This is a genomic window from Aurantimonas sp. C2-5-R2 (assembly GCF_036549495.1).
Lineage (GTDB): Bacteria > Pseudomonadota > Alphaproteobacteria > Rhizobiales > Rhizobiaceae > Aurantimonas > Aurantimonas coralicida_A.
This window is the reverse complement of the sequence record NZ_JAZHLJ010000003.1, coordinates 14242-32395: the sequence shown is the minus strand read 5'-3', so window position 1 is coordinate 32395 and position 18154 is coordinate 14242. Positions and strand designations below refer to the sequence as shown.

At 63.7% G+C, this 18154-nt stretch carries 18 protein-coding genes and 1 pseudogene; 6 read left to right on the top strand and 13 right to left on the bottom strand.

The window, feature by feature from the left end:
• Positions 1 to 36: 36 nt before the first annotated feature.
• Positions 37 to 1044, bottom strand: coding sequence for an NAD(P)H-quinone oxidoreductase (locus VQ044_RS02130; RefSeq protein ID WP_327645871.1), 1008 nt, complete (start codon positions 1042 to 1044; stop codon positions 37 to 39).
• 388 nt (positions 1045 to 1432) lie between these two features.
• Between VQ044_RS02130 and rcdA the strand changes: the two genes are divergently transcribed.
• Positions 1433 to 1948 (top strand): protease adaptor protein RcdA, encoded by a 516-nt coding sequence (rcdA, locus tag VQ044_RS02125; protein WP_327625182.1) that lies wholly within the window; start codon positions 1433 to 1435, stop codon positions 1946 to 1948.
• A 139-nt stretch (positions 1949 to 2087) separates the two neighbouring features.
• On the opposite strand, the gene VQ044_RS02120 is transcribed toward rcdA, so the two are convergent.
• Complete coding sequence (locus VQ044_RS02120; protein WP_327645869.1) at positions 2088 to 2366, bottom strand: hypothetical protein; 279 nt, start codon at positions 2364 to 2366, stop codon at positions 2088 to 2090.
• A 120-nt stretch (positions 2367 to 2486) separates the two neighbouring features.
• Between VQ044_RS02120 and VQ044_RS02115 the strand changes: the two genes are divergently transcribed.
• The gene (locus VQ044_RS02115; RefSeq protein WP_327645868.1) at positions 2487 to 3389 is read left to right on the top strand and encodes a LysR substrate-binding domain-containing protein; all 903 of its coding nucleotides are present in this window, start codon (positions 2487 to 2489) and stop codon (positions 3387 to 3389) included.
• Between the two features lie 110 nt (positions 3390 to 3499).
• Here the strand turns inward: VQ044_RS02115 and rpmE are convergent, their stop codons facing one another.
• Positions 3500 to 3721: a 50S ribosomal protein L31 gene (rpmE, locus tag VQ044_RS02110; RefSeq protein WP_327625185.1), complete on the bottom strand. Its 222-nt coding sequence runs from the start codon at positions 3719 to 3721 to the stop codon at positions 3500 to 3502.
• 198 nt (positions 3722 to 3919) lie between these two features.
• On the opposite strand from rpmE, the gene VQ044_RS02105 reads away from it, so the two are divergent.
• The gene (locus VQ044_RS02105; RefSeq protein WP_327645945.1) at positions 3920 to 5725 is read left to right on the top strand and encodes an ABC transporter transmembrane domain-containing protein; all 1806 of its coding nucleotides are present in this window, start codon (positions 3920 to 3922) and stop codon (positions 5723 to 5725) included.
• A 25-nt stretch (positions 5726 to 5750) separates the two neighbouring features.
• Here VQ044_RS02105 and VQ044_RS02100 read toward each other — a convergent pair whose 3' ends face one another.
• The 9 genes from VQ044_RS02100 to VQ044_RS02060 form a co-directional block, all read right to left on the bottom strand.
• On the bottom strand, positions 5751 to 6089 hold the full coding sequence (locus VQ044_RS02100; RefSeq protein WP_327645866.1) for a c-type cytochrome: 339 nt from the start codon (positions 6087 to 6089) through the stop codon (positions 5751 to 5753).
• Positions 6090 to 6250: 161 nt separating this feature from the next.
• Complete coding sequence (locus VQ044_RS02095) at positions 6251 to 7507, bottom strand: PQQ-dependent sugar dehydrogenase (RefSeq protein ID WP_327645864.1); 1257 nt, start codon at positions 7505 to 7507, stop codon at positions 6251 to 6253.
• 170 nt (positions 7508 to 7677) lie between these two features.
• Complete coding sequence (locus tag VQ044_RS02090) at positions 7678 to 8706, bottom strand: peptidoglycan -binding protein (protein WP_327625188.1); 1029 nt, start codon at positions 8704 to 8706, stop codon at positions 7678 to 7680.
• Positions 8707 to 8709: 3 nt separating this feature from the next.
• Positions 8710 to 9750, bottom strand: coding sequence for a flagellar motor protein MotA (locus VQ044_RS02085; protein WP_327645862.1), 1041 nt, complete (start codon positions 9748 to 9750; stop codon positions 8710 to 8712).
• A 209-nt stretch (positions 9751 to 9959) separates the two neighbouring features.
• Positions 9960 to 10793, bottom strand: coding sequence for an inositol monophosphatase family protein (locus tag VQ044_RS02080; protein WP_327625190.1), 834 nt, complete (start codon positions 10791 to 10793; stop codon positions 9960 to 9962).
• Between the two features lie 128 nt (positions 10794 to 10921).
• The gene (efp, locus tag VQ044_RS02075) at positions 10922 to 11485 is read right to left on the bottom strand and encodes an elongation factor P (RefSeq protein WP_327625191.1); all 564 of its coding nucleotides are present in this window, start codon (positions 11483 to 11485) and stop codon (positions 10922 to 10924) included.
• Positions 11486 to 11713: 228 nt separating this feature from the next.
• Positions 11714 to 12769 (bottom strand): tetratricopeptide repeat protein, encoded by a 1056-nt coding sequence (locus tag VQ044_RS02070; RefSeq protein ID WP_327645861.1) that lies wholly within the window; start codon positions 12767 to 12769, stop codon positions 11714 to 11716.
• On the bottom strand, positions 12769 to 13425 hold the full coding sequence (locus VQ044_RS02065; RefSeq protein WP_327645859.1) for a thiamine phosphate synthase: 657 nt from the start codon (positions 13423 to 13425) through the stop codon (positions 12769 to 12771). Before VQ044_RS02065 ends, VQ044_RS02070 begins: the two co-directional genes overlap by 1 nt.
• Before the next feature lie 242 nt (positions 13426 to 13667).
• Positions 13668 to 13904 carry a hypothetical protein gene (locus VQ044_RS02060; RefSeq protein ID WP_327645858.1) on the bottom strand — a complete coding sequence of 79 codons (237 nt, stop codon included), beginning with the start codon at positions 13902 to 13904 and terminating at the stop codon, positions 13668 to 13670.
• Positions 13905 to 14220: 316 nt separating this feature from the next.
• Here VQ044_RS02060 and VQ044_RS02055 point away from each other — a divergent pair, with 316 nt between their 5' ends.
• From VQ044_RS02055 to VQ044_RS02045, 3 genes and pseudogenes are all read left to right on the top strand, one after another.
• Positions 14221 to 14814 (top strand): hypothetical protein, encoded by a 594-nt coding sequence (locus VQ044_RS02055; RefSeq protein WP_327645857.1) that lies wholly within the window; start codon positions 14221 to 14223, stop codon positions 14812 to 14814.
• A 388-nt stretch (positions 14815 to 15202) separates the two neighbouring features.
• On the top strand, positions 15203 to 15961 hold the full coding sequence (locus VQ044_RS02050) for a sulfite exporter TauE/SafE family protein (RefSeq protein WP_327645856.1): 759 nt from the start codon (positions 15203 to 15205) through the stop codon (positions 15959 to 15961).
• Between the two features lie 86 nt (positions 15962 to 16047).
• Positions 16048 to 17670 (top strand): annotated as a pseudogene (locus VQ044_RS02045) (acyl-CoA synthetase); the annotation flags it as partial.
• 184 nt (positions 17671 to 17854) lie between these two features.
• Here the strand turns inward: VQ044_RS02045 and VQ044_RS02040 are convergent.
• Complete coding sequence (locus VQ044_RS02040; protein WP_327625210.1) at positions 17855 to 18031, bottom strand: YdcH family protein; 177 nt, start codon at positions 18029 to 18031, stop codon at positions 17855 to 17857.
• Between the last annotated feature and the right edge of the window lie 123 nt (positions 18032 to 18154).

Sequence of the window (18154 nt, the reverse complement as noted above, 5' to 3'; positions counted from 1 at the left end):
AGCGCCATTGGCGGCGCCCCGATAGTTCGTGGGCGATCAGCCCTTCGAATGCCGCGTCGTCAGGATGATCTTGCCGATATGATCCGCGTCCATGTGCTGGTGCGCCTTGACGGCCTCGGCAAGCGGATAGGTCGAGTCGATCAGCGGCTTCACCTTGCCATTGGCGAAAAGCGGACCGACCTTTTCTTCGATGTCCCGCGCGATGGCGGCCTTGAACGCGATCGAGCGGTTGCGTAGCGTTGAACCGGTTAGCGTCAGCCGCTTGCGCATCACCAGATTGAGATCGATCTGAACCTCCGGCCCTTTGAGGAACGCGATCTGGACGATGCGGCCGTCCTCGGCCGCGACGGCGAGATTGCGGTTGGTGTAGTCTCCGCCGACCATGTCGAGCGTGAGATCGACGCCGCGCCCGCCGGTCGCCTCGCGCAATACCTCGACGAAATCGGCGCTGCGGTAGTTGATGCATCGCTCGGCGCCAAGCTGTTCGGCCGCGCGGCATTTGTCGTCGCTGCCCGCCGTCGCGAAGACTGTGGCGCCGAACGCCTTGGCGAGCTGGATCGCCGTGGTGCCGATGCCGGACGTACCGCCATGGACCAGGAAGCTCTCGCCCGCCTTCAGGCCGCCGCGCTGAAACACGTTATGCCAGACGGTGAAGAAGGTTTCCGGAACGCCCGCCGCCTCCTCGATCGACAGGGCGCCCGGCACCGCGATGGCGTTGGTTTCGGCAACGGTTGCGTATTCGGCGTAGCCGCCGCCAGGAACGAGCGCCATGACCCGGTCGCCCAACCCGTGCCGACCTGCCCCCTCCCCGAGCGCGACCACCGTGCCGGCCACCTCCAGTCCCGGCCAGTCCGGCGCGCCCGGCGGCGGCGGATAGGCGCCCTGGCGCTGCAAGACGTCGGGTCGGTTGACCCCGGCGGCCTCGACGGCGATCAGGATCTCGGCCGGTCCCGGCGTCGGGACGGGGCGCTGTCCGGCCTTCAACACCTCGGGGCCACCAAACCCATCGAGGAGAACCGCTGTCATTTCCTGGGGAATCGTCATGAGTCTTGATGTCTCCATGTGTCGGGTTCAGGTGCAAAGGTAGAGAAAATCTTGCGAGGGCGGGCGCGGGTTAATCTTCAGGTAAGGTTTCCAGTGTTTAACTAATCCCGGTCCAGATTGATGCATTGGCAGCTTGATGGATAGACGAAGCGGCTTCCCGCCTCGTTTGACGCCTCCCTGTTGTAAACTCCTGAGAGCCGCTCGCTGCGGCTCTTTTTTTTTGCCGGCGATTCACCCGTTAACCGGAATTAACAATTGTGCGGGAGTTCGCTTGCAAACCGGCCGCTCTCGCCGCACCCTTTGACGACGCAGGATGCCTTCGGTATCGCGGCCTGCCGAGAGATCAATTTTACACTTTGGGGGACCGTCGCAGCCGATGACGATTCAGATGACTGGTTCGAAAGACGACGACCACACCATTCGGCTGGCTGAGCACCTCGCCTTCTCGCGATCCTTCCAGCCGCTGTTCAACGAAGGCATGACGCTCGTCGACGAGACGGCGGTCTATCTCGACAGCGACGGGCGGACCGACGCCAAGGCGCTGTCCCGGCTTGCGGCGACGCTGTATGCGGCCGAATCCATGCGCCTGACCACGCGGCTGATGCAGGTGGCATCCTGGCTGCTGCTCCAGCGCGCGGCGAACCAGGGCGACATGTCGCGCGCGCAGGTCGAGGCCGAGAAGGTCAAGGTTCGGCTCGAGGGCCTGGGAAGCGCCAAGGACTCGCCGCAATATGGCGAGCTTCCCGAAGCCTTCCGCGGCCTCGTCGAGCGTGCCCTCAGGCTGGAACGCCGCATCGCCATGCTCGATCGCGAGATCTACGGCGACGTCTCCCGCGAGAATACGGACGGGAACAACCCGGTCGGCGAGCAGATCAATCTTCTGAAGACCGCCTTCCACGGCTAGCCGCTCTCAGCGTGGCTGGGCAATGGTTGGTAAGGGAACGCTGATCTGGGGCCGCCCCTCAGGACCACCTAAGAAAGCCTCTCACGTCCGTATGAGAGCTTCGTGCGCCGTTCGGACGCACGAAGCCTCCCCACCACTTTTATTGAGAATCGGGCTCCTGCCTTTGCATCGAGCGGAGCGCTTTCAGCGCATCGATCGACAGCGGCAGGCGTGCGGCGTGTTCCAGCTGCTTGCGCTGGAGCCCTGTGACGTCTTCGAGGATGTCGGCATCGACCCTGAGCAAGGTATCGAAGGCCTCGCGCCGCAGCCGCTGGCGGCGGCGCTCCAAACTCCATGAACGCAACCAGGCGAAGCCGTTCGATGACGTCTGTGCCGAAGCCTCGTCGACGTGTTTCGGAAGAAATGCGGATCGCAGCATGGTGGTCTCCTTTGTCCTGAGACCACACCCTGCCGAAACGCTATTGATGAGTCGAACGAGAAGTTATAAGACTTGCTATGAGATTTTCGAATAGAAAACTCCATTCACGAGGAATCCGCCATGAGCCGCCCCCTGGCATCGCTACCGAATCTCGACATGGATCTGGCCCGCACTTTTGTCGCCATCTGTGAAAGCGGAAACTTCTCCAGAGCCGCCGAGCTCGTGCACCGCACGCCGTCGGCCGTCAGCCTGCAGGTCAAGAAGCTGGAGGACATGGTCGGCCGCGCGTTGTTTCGCCGCGAGCCGCGAGCCGTCGTGCCAACCGGCGACGGCGAGATGCTGCTCGGCTATGCGCGCAGGCTCTTGCGGCTGAACGACGAGGCGATGGCGCGCTTCCTGGTTCCGCAGATCGAGGGACGGGTCAGTTTCGGCGCGCCGAACGATTCGGGCATCTTCGCCATTCCCGGCATTCTGAAGCGCTTCGCATCGACTCATCCACAGGTCGCGGTGGACGTCAGGCTCGATTGCAGTGCCGAACTCCGGCGTCGCTGCGCGGCGGGAGAATTGGACGTGGCGATCGTCAGTTGCGGCGAGAAACCCAATTCTTCGAGCGAGGAGATCTACAGCGAGGCGCTTGTCTGGATCGGGCTGCGCAATGGCCGCGCGGCCGAGCAGACGCCCCTGCCTCTGGCCTTGGCCGATCAGGGCTGCTCCTGGCGCGGTCGGGCGCTCGATGCGCTGGACAGCGTCGGAAGGGACTACCGCATCGCCTATTCAAGCGAGCTTTGTCAGGGCCAGATTGCGGCCGTCGAAGCCGATCTGGCGATCGCCCCCTTGCCCGCGAGCGTGCTGTCGTCGACCTTGGTTCGGTTGAACGATCCGGAACGCCTGCCACCGCTTGGCAGCTATCGCGTTTTCATGATGAAGCGGGACGGCGCAGGTCCGGCGGCCGATGCTCTGGCGCAGCATGTGTCGGAGAGCTTTCGCGATCTTTCCGACCGCCAGACGCGCATCTTCGCCTGAGCGGCACCCTCTCCGCCGACTGACCCGACGCAAAAAGCCCGGCGCGCTCATCGCGGCCGGGCCGATGTCGTTGCCACGACCGGAGCAATGCTCCAGCCGCAAGCGACAGATTACATGCCGAGGCCTTCGTAGCGCTTCTTGAAGCGCGACACGCGGCCACCGCGGTCGAGAAGGTGCTGGTTGCCGCCCGTCCAGGCCGGATGGCTGGTCGGGTCGATGTCGAGATTCATCTTGTCGCCGTCCGAACCCCAGGTCGAGCGAGTCTGATACTCGGTGCCGTTGGTCATCACCACGGTGATCGCGTGGTAATCGGGGTGAATTTCTTTCTTCATCGTCTTCGATCCTTGGTCTTGCCGGCTTCCCCGAGACGCCGACGCCGAGGCGGCCAAGCCGCTTGCGTGACTGGATTGCCATGGGGAAAGGGTCGGCGCAATCGCTTCCAAATTCGAGGAGGAGCCTATACATGAGGGCCGGTAGGGGCACAAGGGGCGACCGGAGCCACGCATAAAGGGGAGGCGCGTTTGCGCGACATGACACCGGTCGACCGCGAGACAGAGCGGAAGCGACGCAATCTGAAGCCCCTGGCACGGTTGGTTCCCTATCTGAAGCGTTACAAGGTCAAGGTCGCCGGCGCGGTGTTCTTCCTCGCGCTGGCCGCGCTGACGACCCTGTCGCTGCCGCTGGCCGTGCGGCGCGTGATCGACAAAGGTTTTTCGGCGTCCGACACTGCCTTCATCGATACTTATTTCAGCATGCTCCTGGTGCTTGCCGCCCTCCTCGCCGTGGCCAGCGCCGGCCGCTATTACTTCGTCATCACGCTGGGCGAACGGGTCGTCGCGGACCTTCGCAAGGACCTCTTTGCCCATGTGACGCGGCTGTCGCCCAGCTTCTACGATCAGGCGCTGACCGGCGAAATCATCTCGCGGCTGACCGCCGATACGACGCAGATCAAATCCGCCGTCGGCTCCACCGCGTCGCTCGCCTTGCGCAATGTCATCCTTTTCTTCGGCGCCGTGACGATGATGATCGTGACGAGCCCCGGCCTGTCGCTGATCGTGATCGGCGCGATCCCGCTGATCGTGTTGCCGCTCGTCGCCTTTGGCCGCTCGGTCCGCCGGCGCTCGCGCCTCGCTCAGGACACGCTCGCCAACGCCACCGCCTATGCCACGGAGGCGATCGGCGCCGTGCGCACCGTCCAGGCCTTCACCAGCGAGGCGGCGACGAGCGGTCGGTTCTCCTCGGCCGTCGACCGGGCCTTCGAAGCCGCGCGTTCCTCGATCAAGGCACGCGCCTTTCTCACCGCCTTCGCGATCTTCCTGATCTTCGCCTCGGTCGTCGCGGTGCTGTGGATCGGCGCCCAGCAGGTGGCGGAAGGGACCATGAGCGGCGGCACGCTCGGCCAGTTCCTGCTCTATGCCGTCTTCGCCGCCGGCGCGCTCGGCCAGCTGTCGGAGGTCTGGGGCGAACTCGCACAGGCCGCCGGCGCCGCCGAGCGCCTGACCGAACTGCTCGGCGAGGAGGCGGCGGTGCAGTCGCTCAGCGATCCGGTCGCGCTGCCGGTCCCGGCGCGCGGCGAAGTCGTGTTCGAGCGCGTCAGCTTCGCCTATCCGAGCCGTCCGGGCGTTTCGACCGTCCACGACCTGTCCTTCACGATCCGGCATGGCGAGACCGTCGCCATCGTCGGCCCGTCGGGCGCCGGCAAATCGACGATCTTCTCGCTGATCGAACGCTTCTACGATCCGGATGCCGGACGGATTCTCATCGACGGCGTGGATGCGCGGCAAGCCGATCTCGAGCATCTGCGCCAGCGCATCGCGCTCGTGCCGCAGGACGTGACGATTTTCGCCGCGAGCGCGGCGGACAATATCGGCTTTGGCGACCCGGACGCCTCCGAGGATCGAATCAGAGCGGCCGCGAAATCGGCGCTGGCCGACGGCTTCATCGAGGCGATGGAGGACGGTTATCGCACGACCATCGGCGAGCGCGGCATCACCCTGTCGGGCGGCCAGCGCCAGCGCATCGCGATCGCCCGGGCGATCCTGCGCGATGCACCGATTCTGCTACTGGACGAAGCCACCTCGGCGCTCGACGCGGAAAGCGAGAAGCTCGTGCAAAAGGCGCTGGAAAAGCTGATGGAGGGGCGCACGACGCTCGTCATCGCCCACCGCCTTGCCACCGTCCTCAAGGCCGACCGTATTCTGGTACTCGACGGCGGGCGGGTCGTCGAGGAAGGCACCCATGCCTCGCTGATCGCCAAGAACGGAATCTATGCCCGCCTCGCCCGCCTGCAATTCGAGGCTGGCCATGCCGGCACGCTGCTCGGCGCGGCGGAGTAGCGAAGGCGGGCCGAGCGGTGCCCGTCTATTCGACCGCCGGCATCGTCGCCGTGACCTCGATCGCCGAATACCAGGCGGCGAGGTCCGCGATGTCCTCGTCGCTGAGGCCCTGGGCGATGATCGACATCTGCTGATGCTCGCGCGCGCCGGACCGGAAGGCTTTCAGCTGTTCGGTGATATAGAAAACATTCGTCCCGGCCAGATTGGGCGCATTCGGCGCCTTGGCGATGCCGTCGAGCCCATGACACGTCGCGCACATGCCGGCCTTGTCCTTACCGGCCGCCAGTTCCGCCGCCTCCCCAGGCAGGACGAGGCTCGCCAGAAAAAGTGGCACCGAGAGGATCCAGGTCACGGTATTGATCATGGGGAATTCCGGGAAAAGGGCGCGAAAACTTATCCAGGCGCCTCGATTGAAAAGGATATCGCAACGACTCCCTCGTCGCATAGCTCGCGGGGCGAAACGCGCGCCGTCCACGCAAGTTCCCGGGCGGCCTGACGACCGCCCGGTTTTCAAGTCGGCGTTCCCTACTTCTCGTAGGAGATGCGATAGAGCGCGCCAGCCAGATCGTCGGAGACCAGCAGCGATCCGTCCTTCATCATCTCCACGTCGACGGGCCGGCCGATATATTCGCCGCTCGGCGTCAGCCAGCCTTCCGCGAAGGCTTCCGTTTCCCCGGCTGTGCCGTCATCGTTGACCGGGGTGAACATGACGCGCGCGCCCACCGGTTCGGTGCGGTTCCATGAGCCATGCTGAGCCGAGAAGATGCCGCCCCGATACTGACGCGGGAAGCTTGTACCAGTGTAGAAGTCCATGCCGAGGTCGGCGGCATGCGCGACCATCTCGACTTCCGGCATGACCGCGTCGGTCGGCAACTCGGCATCCTTGTACTCGTTGGTGCGCGCACTGCCGCCGCCATAGATGGGGAAGCCGAAATTCTGACCCGATCCCGTGCTGCGGTTCAGCTCGCCGGGAGGAATGTCGTCCCCCATGCCGTCGACCTGATTGTCGGTGAACCAGAGATCGCCATTTGCCGGGTTGAACTGCATACCGACGGAATTGCGAATACCGGTGGCATAAACCTCACGGCCCGAGCCGTCTCGGTTCATGCGGATGATCCCCCCAATGCCCTCGCGCTGATAGAGATCCGCCTTTTCCGGCGGCGGCACGTTGAATGGCTGCCCGAGCGCTATGTAGAGTTTGTCGTCCGGGCCGATCCGGCAGACACGGGCGGTGTGGTTGAACGACTCTTCCGATGTCGGAACCAGCTTGCCCTGTTCCACCACGATTCCGACGGCGACATCCGGGCTTTCATAGAAGAACTCGGCGGCCGGCAGTACCAGAACCCGGTTCTGCTCGGCGATGTATAGAAACCCGTCCTTGGAGAAGCAGACGCCATTGGGAATGGTAAAATCGATCGACGGGGCGAACTCCTTGACCTCGTCGGCGACGCGGTTCTTGTCGCGATCGGTGACCACCCAGACGTTCTGCTTGCGCGTGCCCACGAAGGTGGCAACGCCCTGCGACCCGATGGCGATATGCCGCGCATCCGGCACGACCGCGTAAAGTTCGATCTTGAACCCGTCCGGCAGTTTGACGCTTTCGAGATTCTTGCGCAGCTGATCCGCGTATTCACCGGTCTGTTCGATGGTCTTGAAATCCATCGAGGTGCCGGTCGTCTGCATTCCCTGGAGTTTTTCCATATTGTCGGCGGTCTGAGCGACCGCATGTGTCGCAGCAATCAGGCCGAGCGCTGCCACGCTACTGAGTAGTAGACGTTTCATATTTTTCCTCCCAGCCGCGCTTTATGCGCGGTCCTCAAGAAGGGGTGCCCTTCCCTTCGAGGAAAGGCTCGCATGGCTGCGGCGGCATCGTCAATCGTTACACTTGTAACGACAGCGGCTCGGGGCAGTTGCGCCGCGGTTACGACACTCGGGAGTCTGTGCGGGGCGTTCTAGCGCTCGGTGAGCTTGAGCTCAATTCGGCGGTTGCGGTCACGCGCCTCGGGCGTGTCGTCGGTGTCGAGCGGCTGGAACTCGCCGAAGCCGGTCGCTGCCAGACGCTCTGGCGGCACGCCCTGGCTGATCAGATATTTCACCACGGCTCCGGCCCGCTCGGTCGAGAGTTCCCAATTGTCCTCGAAGCGGCCACCGGTAATCGGAATATTGTCGGTGTGTCCATCGACGCGGAGGATCCAGTTGATGTCGGAAGGAATCTCGCGCGCCAGCTCCTTGATCGCCGTGGCGAGCTTGGCCATCTCCTCGGTGCCGGCCGGCTGCAACACGTCCGAGCCTGAGGGAAACAACACCTCCGACTGGAAAACGAAACGGTCGCCGACGATGCGGATATTCTCGCGGTCCGACAGGATCTCCCGCAGCCGCCCGAAGAAATCCGAACGATAACGTGACAATTCCTGCACCCGCTGCGCCAATGCCACGTTGAGACGGCGGCCGAGATCGGCGATCTTGGTTCGGCTTTCCTGATCACGGCTCTCCGACGCGCCGAGCGCGTTCTCCAAGGCCGCAATCTGCTGGCGCAGGGCCGACAATTGCTGATTGAGCAATTCGACTTGCGATCGCGCTCGCTGGGAGAACTGCTGTTCGTCGTCGAGGGCCGATTGCAGACCCTCGACTTCGGCGCTTGCCGCCGCAGCCGAACCGGAGTCCGATTCCAGCGCACGTTGCAGCCGGCTCTTTTCCGTTTCCGTGGAGGACAGCGAGGCGCGCAGCGTCGCGATCTGATCCTGATAGTCCTGCCCGGTCGAGCGTTCGAGCGCCAAGAGCTGCGTCAGTTCATTGATCTGCGTGTTCAGCCGGTCGAGCACCTCGTCCTTGCCCGAGATTTCGCGGCTGAGCAGAAACTGCACCAGTACGAAGACGGAGAGCAGGAACATGATCGCCAAAAGCAACGTCGACAGCGCGTCGACGAAGCCCGGCCAATAATCGACGGTGCGTTCGCTCCTGCGGTTACGCGCCAGCGCCATCGCTCAGCGGTCCTTGCTCATGTCGCCGATCTGGCGGGAAAGACGGTCGAGCACCTGGCGCAACTCGCGCTGCTCGCCGGCTTGCATCTCAACGAAATCGCGCAAGAGCTGCTGCTCGCTGCGCATGTGCGTGACCAACCCCTGAATGCTTTCGGCGAGATTGGCCATGGCGGCGCTGGTGCGCGGGCTGGCGCCCTGGTCGTGGACGAGCTTGGTGACTTGATCCGACAGGACCCGCAATTGCTCGCCTTGGGCGGGACTCTGGCCAGCATGCGGCGCAAGGACCATGTCCGACCCGACGTCGGTCACCGACGAGAGCCAGTTCTCCAGCTCGGTGTAGAAGCGGTTCTGGGCGCGGCCGATCTGCAGGTCGAGGAAACCGAGGATGAGCGACCCGGACAGACCGAACAGCGATGAGGAAAATGCCGTCCCCATGCCGGACAGCGGAGCCGCGAGACCGGCTTTCAGCGAGTCGAGGACACTCGCCGTATCGCCGGCGCCGGGGTCCAGCCCCTGGATCGTCGCGCCGATCGATCCGATCGTGCGCAACAGGCCCCAGAATGTTCCCAGCAGGCCCAGGAAGACCAGCAGGCCGATCAGGTAACGGGCGATGTCACGGGTCTCGTCGAGGCGAGTCGCGATCGAATCGAGGATCGAGCGCATCGAATGGGTCGACAGCGAGATCGATCGCCGCCGACCGAGCAGCCCGCGCATCGGCGCCAACAGCACCGGGTCCTTCAGCGTCTCGAAATCCGCCGCGCCCTCGCGATAGGCGTTGACCCAGCGCACCTCCCGCGCCAGGCGCAGGACCTGCAGCATCGCCAGAAAGATACCCACGGCGAGGACGCCGATGATCAGACCGTTTAGCCCGGGATTGGTGGCGAAGGCCGAAGAAATCTGACGGCTGAGGATCGCCGCGACGAACCCGGCGAGTGCCAGGAACACGAGCATCGACCACAAGAACACCATGGGACTCGAAAGTCGATTCGGGTCGAAATCGTCCGGTCTTACCGTCTTGTCGTTCGGCGAACTGAAGACCTGCATTACGTTCCAATCAACTCCTGCGGCAGTTGGCACGGCCACCGGCCTCGACCGCTTCCGCGAGCCGGCCCGGGCGCCTCGTACCGCTGCCCCGCGTCCTCGTGAGTCGACCGGTTCGCATTCCGGCCAGATCCCTGAAGCAGGATAAGGAATAATACGGCACTTTCAAACGTCCGCGACGGTTACCGGAACGCCTTTGAATTAATTCATCGTTAAACTGGCGCGGCTGAGTTGGTCATGACCGCCTGGCGTTTTGCCTCCGCCTGCTGCAACTGGTCGATCAGAGCCTTGTGCATAAACTCGTTGCCGCAAACGATGTCGCCGGCGATGTGGTCGAACTTCTTGCCATCCATGCCGGTGACGAACCCACCGGCTTCGCGGACCAGGATCGCCCCCGCCGACAGGTCCCACGGCTTGAGCGTCCGCTCCCAGAAGCCGTCGAGGCGGCCGGCCGCCACATAGGCGATGTCGAGGGACGCAGCGCCGATCCGCCGGATGCCGGCGGTCTCCGATATGATCTGCCGCAATTCGTAGAGGAAGCCGGCATGATCGCCGCGCCCGAGGAACGGAATTCCCGTGCCGAACAAGGCGTCCGGCAGTCGCTGGCGCCCTGCCACCCGCAAACGCCGGTCGTTGAGAAACGCCCCACCGCCCTTTTCCGCCGTATAGAGCTCGTCCATCGCCGGGTTGAACACGACGCCTGCGACGATCTGGCCGTCACGCTCCAGAGCGATGGAGACGGCGAACATCGGGATGCCATGCAGGAAATTGGTGGTGCCGTCGAGCGGGTCGACGATCCAGCGGTGCTGGGGGTCCTTGCCCTCGATGACGCCGCGCTCCTCCATCAGGAAGCCCCAGTCCGGACGGGAACGAGACAGCTCCTGGTAGACGATCTCCTCCGCCCGGCGGTCGGCATTGGAGACGAAGTCCGCCGGCCCTTTCATGGACACCTGGAGATTCTGCACCTCGCCAAAGTCGCGGGTCAGGGCTCGGCCGGCCTTCATGGCAGCCTGCGTCATCACATTGAGAAGCGCGGAACGGGCCATTGGTTGCTTTCGTCAGATGCGGCGTGGCCGCCGGAGCGGCGTCAGGCGTCGGGTATGAGTGCCGCCAAACATGGTGTCATTCGGTATCTTGGGACGTGCGCCGCAGCGCAGTCCCAAAGTCGAGCGCCTCAGTCGGCGCGGCGCAGATAGGTGATTTCGTTCGTGTCGACCAGAATTTTCTCGCCGGAATCGATGAACGGCGGCACCATCACCCGCATGCCGTTTTCCATCACAGCCGGCTTATAGGACGAGGTGGCCGTCTGACCCTTCACCACCGGGTCGGCCTCGATGATCGACAGCACGACCTGATCGGGCAGCTTGATGCCAATCGGCTTCTCCTCGTGGCTTTCGACGGTCACCATCATGCCGTCCTGGAGGAAGGCCGCCCGCTCGCCGACGAACTCCTTCTGCAACTCCAGTTGCTCGTAGGTTTCGGTGTCCATGAACACCAGCATCTCGCCTTCGGCATAGAGGAACTGATAGTCCTTCTGCTCCAGGCGCACCCGCTCGACGGTCTCGGAAGCCCGGAAGCGTTCGTTCAGCTTGGTGCCGTCGATGAGATTCTTGAGCTCGACCTGGGCAAAGGCACCGCCCTTGCCCGGCTTGACATGGGCGGTTTTGACAGCCGCCCACAGGCCGCCATTGTGCTCGATCACATTGCCCGGGCGAATTTCGTTTCCGTTGATCTTCATCGAAGCTCTCGAAGGTTTCGGCGCCGGCGGCGGGAGGTCCGAGCGTGGCGGCGTCAGTGATTGGCGAGATGGTCGACAGCAACGCCGCGAGGGCGTCGGACGATAAATAGGTGCGCTGTATCTGCCGGTTGGCGCTCAAGACCATAAATCCCCGATCCATTCAAGCCTCGACGCGCCGCCGGTCGGCCCCGAACGCCGCTCAAGGCGGCCGGCCGTCGCGATCCGACGTCAGCTCAAGCGAAAGCGGTTTGCCGCTTCGAGGGCAGATTTTTGCGTCGCAGGATCGAGGCCACGAAAGAAATCGTCGAGAACCGGGTCGGTGTTCTCCACCCGCTTGGCCAGGACCGACCATTTGGCCGCCTCCATCCGGTCAGGCGCGGTGCCGATGCCGTCCTTGTAAAGATGCGCGATGCGATTGATGGCGATGGGATTGCCGCGCAGGGCGGCACGCTTGAGAAACTGGAACCCGTCCTCGAGCTTGGCGGGGCCGCCTTTGCCGTTGACCAGCCAGATACCGTATTCCACCTGGGCGGTATCTTGACCGTTGATGGCCGCGGCCTTCAGCCATGCGCGCGCTTTGATGGGGTCGGCTGGAACCCCTCGCCCATATACATAAAGCTGCGCCATCGCATATTGCGCGTCGGCGACGCCTGCATGGGCTGCCTTGGCGAAATAGTCCTTCGCTTCCTGGAAGCCCGCGGTCGGAGCCGCTTCGATCAGCATTTGCCCATAATTGTACTGCGCGAGCGGCAAGCCTTCGTCGGCCGCCGCCTTCATCAGATCGCGGGCCTTGGCGACATCAGGGGCCACCACCGTACCGTCCAGCAACATCATCGCGTAGCGGAACTGCCCTTCCGGGCTGCCCGACGCGGCGGCGGCCTCGTACCAGCGCGCCGCCTCCTTCAGGTTCTGGGCGACTCCCAGACCACGGGAATAGATTTCTCCGAGCAGCGTCTGGGCCGCGGAATCGCCGAGATTGGCGATCGGCTCGGCAAGCTTCAGCGCCGACAGATAAAAGCCGCGCTGGAAGGCGCCATAGGCCAATTCGCTTTTCGAGGGTGCCGCTCCATCGTCCGCACCATTTGCCGCGCCGGATTCCGGCGCGGCGTCCGAAGGCGCCGGCAGATCTGTGCCACTCGCGCCATCGAGCACCGAGCCGGACGTGTCGGGGTCCGTTGCTGCTTCCTCAGCGCTTGGCCCAGCCGCCGAGACTCCGGACAAGCTGCCGAGAACCAGGACCAGGGCTGCGACGAGCCGGATCGACGGGCGAAAAGACCACGGCATCAGGCTGCCTCGCTCTCCATCCAGCTATCGATGATCGCGTTCGCCCGCGCGACCATGGCGCCGGCCTCCTGCGGCTTGTCGAACACCGCCCCGGAAAGCGCGATGAATTCGACCCCCGTGTCCGCCGCGTCGCCCACGCTGTCCACACTCCGGCCCGCCATGACGATACAGGGAAGCTCGACGATCTCGGCCCACCACTCCGCCATTTCCAGGTTCTTTTCATGCGGCGGATCGGCGACGTCGCCACCGAAGCGCCCGAAAAACAGATAATCCGGCAAACGCTCACCGGCCTCCAGAGCGTCATGCCGGGTCTCGAAGCCGGAAGCGCCGACGATCAGCTTCGGCGAATATCGCTCCATCGCTGCGTCCAGGGCTCGAAGATCGCCCGCGCTCAGATGGAGGCCATCGGCTCCCACCCGGCCCGCGCAACGGCTATCGTCGGCGATGATGGCAGCCGCGCCAGCTGCCTGAATAACCGGCACCAGGCCCTCGGCGAAGAGCTGGAACGAAGCGGAGTCGCGTCCGGCGGCGTCGATGATGACGGAGGCGACATCACCGCCTGCGAGCGCCGCGCGCATTGCGGCTTCCGCGCCGACATCGCCAAGCACGGTGGTCAAGAGGACAAGTCTCGGACGGATAACAAGGTCGACGGTCATGGAATGGTTCTGGCGATCCGATTTCGGCGACGGCACCCCGTCTTCCCGGCCCTTCTAGCAAATCGACTGGGGGCAGCGAAACCTTCGATGTCAGATAAACGTCGAGACCAAGGGACGGCCCGCGCGAACCGAACCGGTTCCTTCAGCCGGCCGCATCACCCCCGTGGAGAAAACACCCGGTCCCTGCCCATGCCAAACGGTCATCCGCAGGGACCGGAATTGAATTCCGTGAGATGCCGTGATCAGTAAAACGAATCATCCGGGGCCGCGAACTCGGCGCTGAGACCAGCAGCCCTGGCCCGGTTAATCAGGGCACCCACCCGCATGGCGCAGGCGCATTCTCGCGCCTCTATCGCCTCTTCGCCCAAACCCCAGCGATCGAAGTCCCTGCCCAGTTTCCACATGCTGTCCGCCCGCAATTCAAACTGCCCGGCAAGATCGCCCAACGCCTCCGCGCGGGTGCGCAATTCCATCTGCATCCCCAACTCCCTCTCAGGCGTTCCGAATAGCACAGCATGGTGAACAGAGGGCCGTATGGGCATGATTTTGCGGTGGATAAGCTGGATTATCACTCCCTGCCAAAGCCTTACCTTCCGGGGCTCTAAAACGACGCCAGCAGCCCGCCAACAGCGCGATCGAAATCCATCTCCGAACTCCGAATTCATTGCGTCGGGCGCGAAGACTGCGGCGGTCTTAACCACTTGTTAACATAGCGGTGGCCCGTCACGGCGCTTCGTGCAAATGTAAAGTCGAACGTGAAAGCACGTCGCGAGATTAGTAGTCGGAGAGAGTATCATGGCGACAAATGCGGTGGACGAATTCAACGCAGGCATCAGTGACATATTGCGCAGCAAGCCTATCAAGGGATCAGCGGGAGAAATCGATCGCAACGTCCCGAGCGCTCCCATGCCCGTCACGCAAGGCACTGCGGTGCAAAACACCGCGCCGCAAGGTGCGTCGGACACGACTGCGCGTCTGCCCCGTCGCATCGCAGGTGGCTTTCAGGGCGTGGGCGACGACTTGGATCGCCGGGCCCGCGACTGGAGGAATACGGTCCGTCTCTTGGAGCAGCAGCGGCCCCAGCTTGAATCTGCCGAAACGGAACATGCCAGGCTGCACGAGGCTCTTGCCCGGATCGTCCCGGAGGTTCAGGAAAACGGCCGCGCGTTGAAAGCGTTGCTGGACACGACGAAGACCGGCGATATTTCGGGCGACCTGGCGACTCAGTTCAACAAGAACCTGAACTCGCTGGATGAACTCGAAAGCGTCGCCGAAGCGCTGACCGCGAATCTGGTCTGGGTCCGCTCGACCTGGGAGCAGTATGCCCGGACCATCATCAAGGCGCAGAGAATGCGCGAGGATCTCAAGCAGGGCGCCGCGGAACACTAGATCGCGGTGACATCGGCTCGACTCGATCCGATGTCGTGAAACTGATCGATTCCAAGTCAGGGAGCGCCGACCAGCAGCATACCGAAGCAGGATCGAGACATCGCAGCGGCCTCCCGTCGAAGGACGGGAGGCCGTTTTCGTTCAGCGCAATTGACCGGCCGCCTTCCCAGAGCATCGGACGATAATGGGGAGGCGGTTCTTGTTACTCGGTTGCCGAGACGATCCCCGCGGAGCATGGCGACGAGCTTAGCGGCGCTACGGCCGAGCCGGCCGACGGTTCGAGGGTCGGCGGGATTCCGGTTTTTGGTCCGATGCTCAATCCAAATGGTAGAGCATCCTTTGCGCGTCCGAATGGCCGAACGGCGCACGAAGACCGGTTGAGCGCAACGTGATCACAGACCCTATCTTTTACCTCGCCGCCATTCCCGCGGTTCTGCTCATCGGCTTGTCGAAGGGCGGCTTCGGCGGCTCCATATCGCTGGTCGGCGTCCCGCTGATGGCGATGATCATCTCACCGGTCGCCGCTGCCGGCATTCTCCTGCCGATCATGGTCGTCATGGATGCCATCAGCCTCTACGCCTGGCGCGGCAGGTTCGATCGCACCCTGCTCCTCTCCATGCTGCCGGCTGCGATCGGCGGAGTTGGCCTTGGCTATCTGACAGCCGCGTTCGTCTCGGCCGACGGCGTTCGGCTTCTTCTCGGGCTCCTGGCCCTGTGGTTCGCCGCCGACTGGTTTTTCCGTTCGCGCCACAGAAGCGAGTCGAAGGAAAGCCGCCCGCTCCGGGCAAATGTCTGGGGCGCCATCAGCGGCTTTTCGAGCTTCGTCAGCCATGCGGGCGGCCCGCCGTATCAGATCTACGTATTGCCCTTGCGGCTCTCGCCGCAGATCTATGCCGGCACGTCGGCGGTGTTTTTCGCCGGCGTCAACGGGGTCAAGCTGCTGCCCTATTCGCTGCTAGGGCAGTTTTCGACCAGCAATCTCATGACCTCCGCCGTGCTGTTGCCGCTCGCCCCGGTAGCAACGCTCATCGGCGTCTGGCTCGTCCGCAAGGTCGATCCCGCCGCGTTCTACATTTTCACCTATGCCCTGCTCGTTCCGGTGGGCCTCAAGCTCGTTTTCGACGGCGCCGCCGCTATGCTCCCCTGATCCTTGCTTGCCGTGACGCAGGGCGCGCGATCTTCTATAGCTCATGCGCTGGCGCGTCGACGAACCGCGCCGACTGGGGAGGACCGATGGGCATTTACGACGAGCATCTCGACCGCAACGCGGCGAATTATCAACCGCTGACGCCGCTGACCTTTCTGTCGCGCGCGGCGCTGATCCATCCCGACCGGACCGCCATCATTCACGGATCGCTGCGCCGCAGCTACGGCGATTTCTATCGCCGCTCCAGGCAGCTCGCCTCGGCGATCGAAAAGCGCGGCATCAAGCGGGGCGAGACCGTGGCCGTCATGCTGGCCAACACGCCGCCGATGCTCGAAGCCCATCACGGCGTGCCGATGGCCGGCGCCGTGCTTCTGTCGATCAACACCCGGCTCGACGCCGATATCATCGCCTTCCAGCTGGAACACGCAGAAGCCAAGATGGTCATCGTCGACCGCGAGTTTTCCGGCGTCATGGCCGAGGCGCTGGCCAGGGTGAACGTCACGCCGATCGTCATCGACTACGACGACCCCGACTTTGCCGAGGATGCGCCGGCCAAGAAGGGCGACGCGATTGGAACGATCGAATACGAGGCGCTCGTGGCCGAGGGCGATCCCGATTACGACTGGCAAATGCCCGGCGACGAATGGGACGCCATCTCGCTGAACTACACCTCGGGCACCACCGGCAATCCCAAAGGCGTCGTCTATCACCATCGCGGCGCCGCGCTGATGGGCTACTCCAACGTCATCGCCTCGGGCATGGGCCGGCATCCGGTCTATCTGTGGACGCTGCCGATGTTCCACTGCAACGGCTGGTGCTTTCCCTGGACCCTGGCCGTCGAGGCCGGCACCCATGTCTGCCTGCGCTGGGTACGGGCGAAGGCCATGTATGACGCCATCGCCGATCATCGCGTCACCCATCTGTGCGGCGCGCCCGTGGTCATGGCGATCCTGATCGACGCGGCGGAGGCGGACAAGCGCCCCTTCGATCAGACGGTCACCTTCAACACCGCCGCCGCCCCGCCGCCGCAGGCCGTGCTGGCCGGCATGCGAGACGCCGGCTTCGAGGTGACGCATCTCTACGGTTTGACCGAGACCTACGGCCCTGCCGTCGTCAACCAGTGGAAGGACGAATGGGACGCGCTCGACGGGCCCGCCCGCGCCGCCCAGACCGCGCGACAGGGGGTTCGCTACCCCTCGCTCGAAGACCTCGCGGTGATGGACTCCCGGACCATGGAGCGGACCCCGCCGGACGGCGAGACGATCGGCGAGGTGATGTTTCGCGGCAATATCGTCATGCGCGGCTACCTCAAGAACCCGGCCGCTTCCGCAGAAGCGTTTCGTGGCGGCTGGTTCCACTCGGGCGATCTCGGCGTCCTGCACGAGGATGGCTACATCGAACTGAAGGACCGGGCCAAGGACATCATCATCTCGGGCGGCGAGAACATCTCCTCGATCGAGGTGGAGAACGCCCTCTACTTGCATCCGGCGGTCCAGACCGCCGCGGTAATCGCCAAGCCCGACGACAAATGGGGCGAGACCCCACTGGCCTTCGTCGAGCTCAAGCCCGGGCAGAGCGTCTCGGCCGAAGACCTGATCGCCCACTGCCGCGCGACGTTGGCGAGATTCAAATGTCCGAAGGAGATCAGGTTCGAGGAGGTGCCGAAGACCTCGACCGGCAAGATTCAGAAATACGTCCTGCGCAAGATGGTGGGCNACGTTGGCGAGATTCAAATGTCCGAAGGAGATCAGGTTCGAGGAGGTGCCGAAGACCTCGACCGGCAAGATTCAGAAATACGTCCTGCGCAAGATGGTGGGCTGACGACCGTCGCCGCAGGCCGAACGCACAAAACCGGGCGCGCTGAACAGCGCGCCCGGTTTTGATTGGACTGATTCAGTTCTTGGTCTGACGAAGCCTTTCGATTTCGTCCTTCAACTGCAATTTCTTTCGCTTCATCTCCCTGAGGTCCGCATCGCTCATCGCCGGTTTTGAGATCCGTGCCGCCGAAATCTCGTGATCAAGCGCCGTATGGCGTTGTTCCAACGTTGCGAGATGAGTATCCAAGGACATGTGCGTCTCCCTTCAAGGTTTGCCACGGCGTGCCTCGAGAGCCGTGGCCTCGACTGTTCGAAAGTGGCACAATGCGTCCACACTGTCGAACGGCAAGATCGGGCCGGTATCGCCGGAATGGGC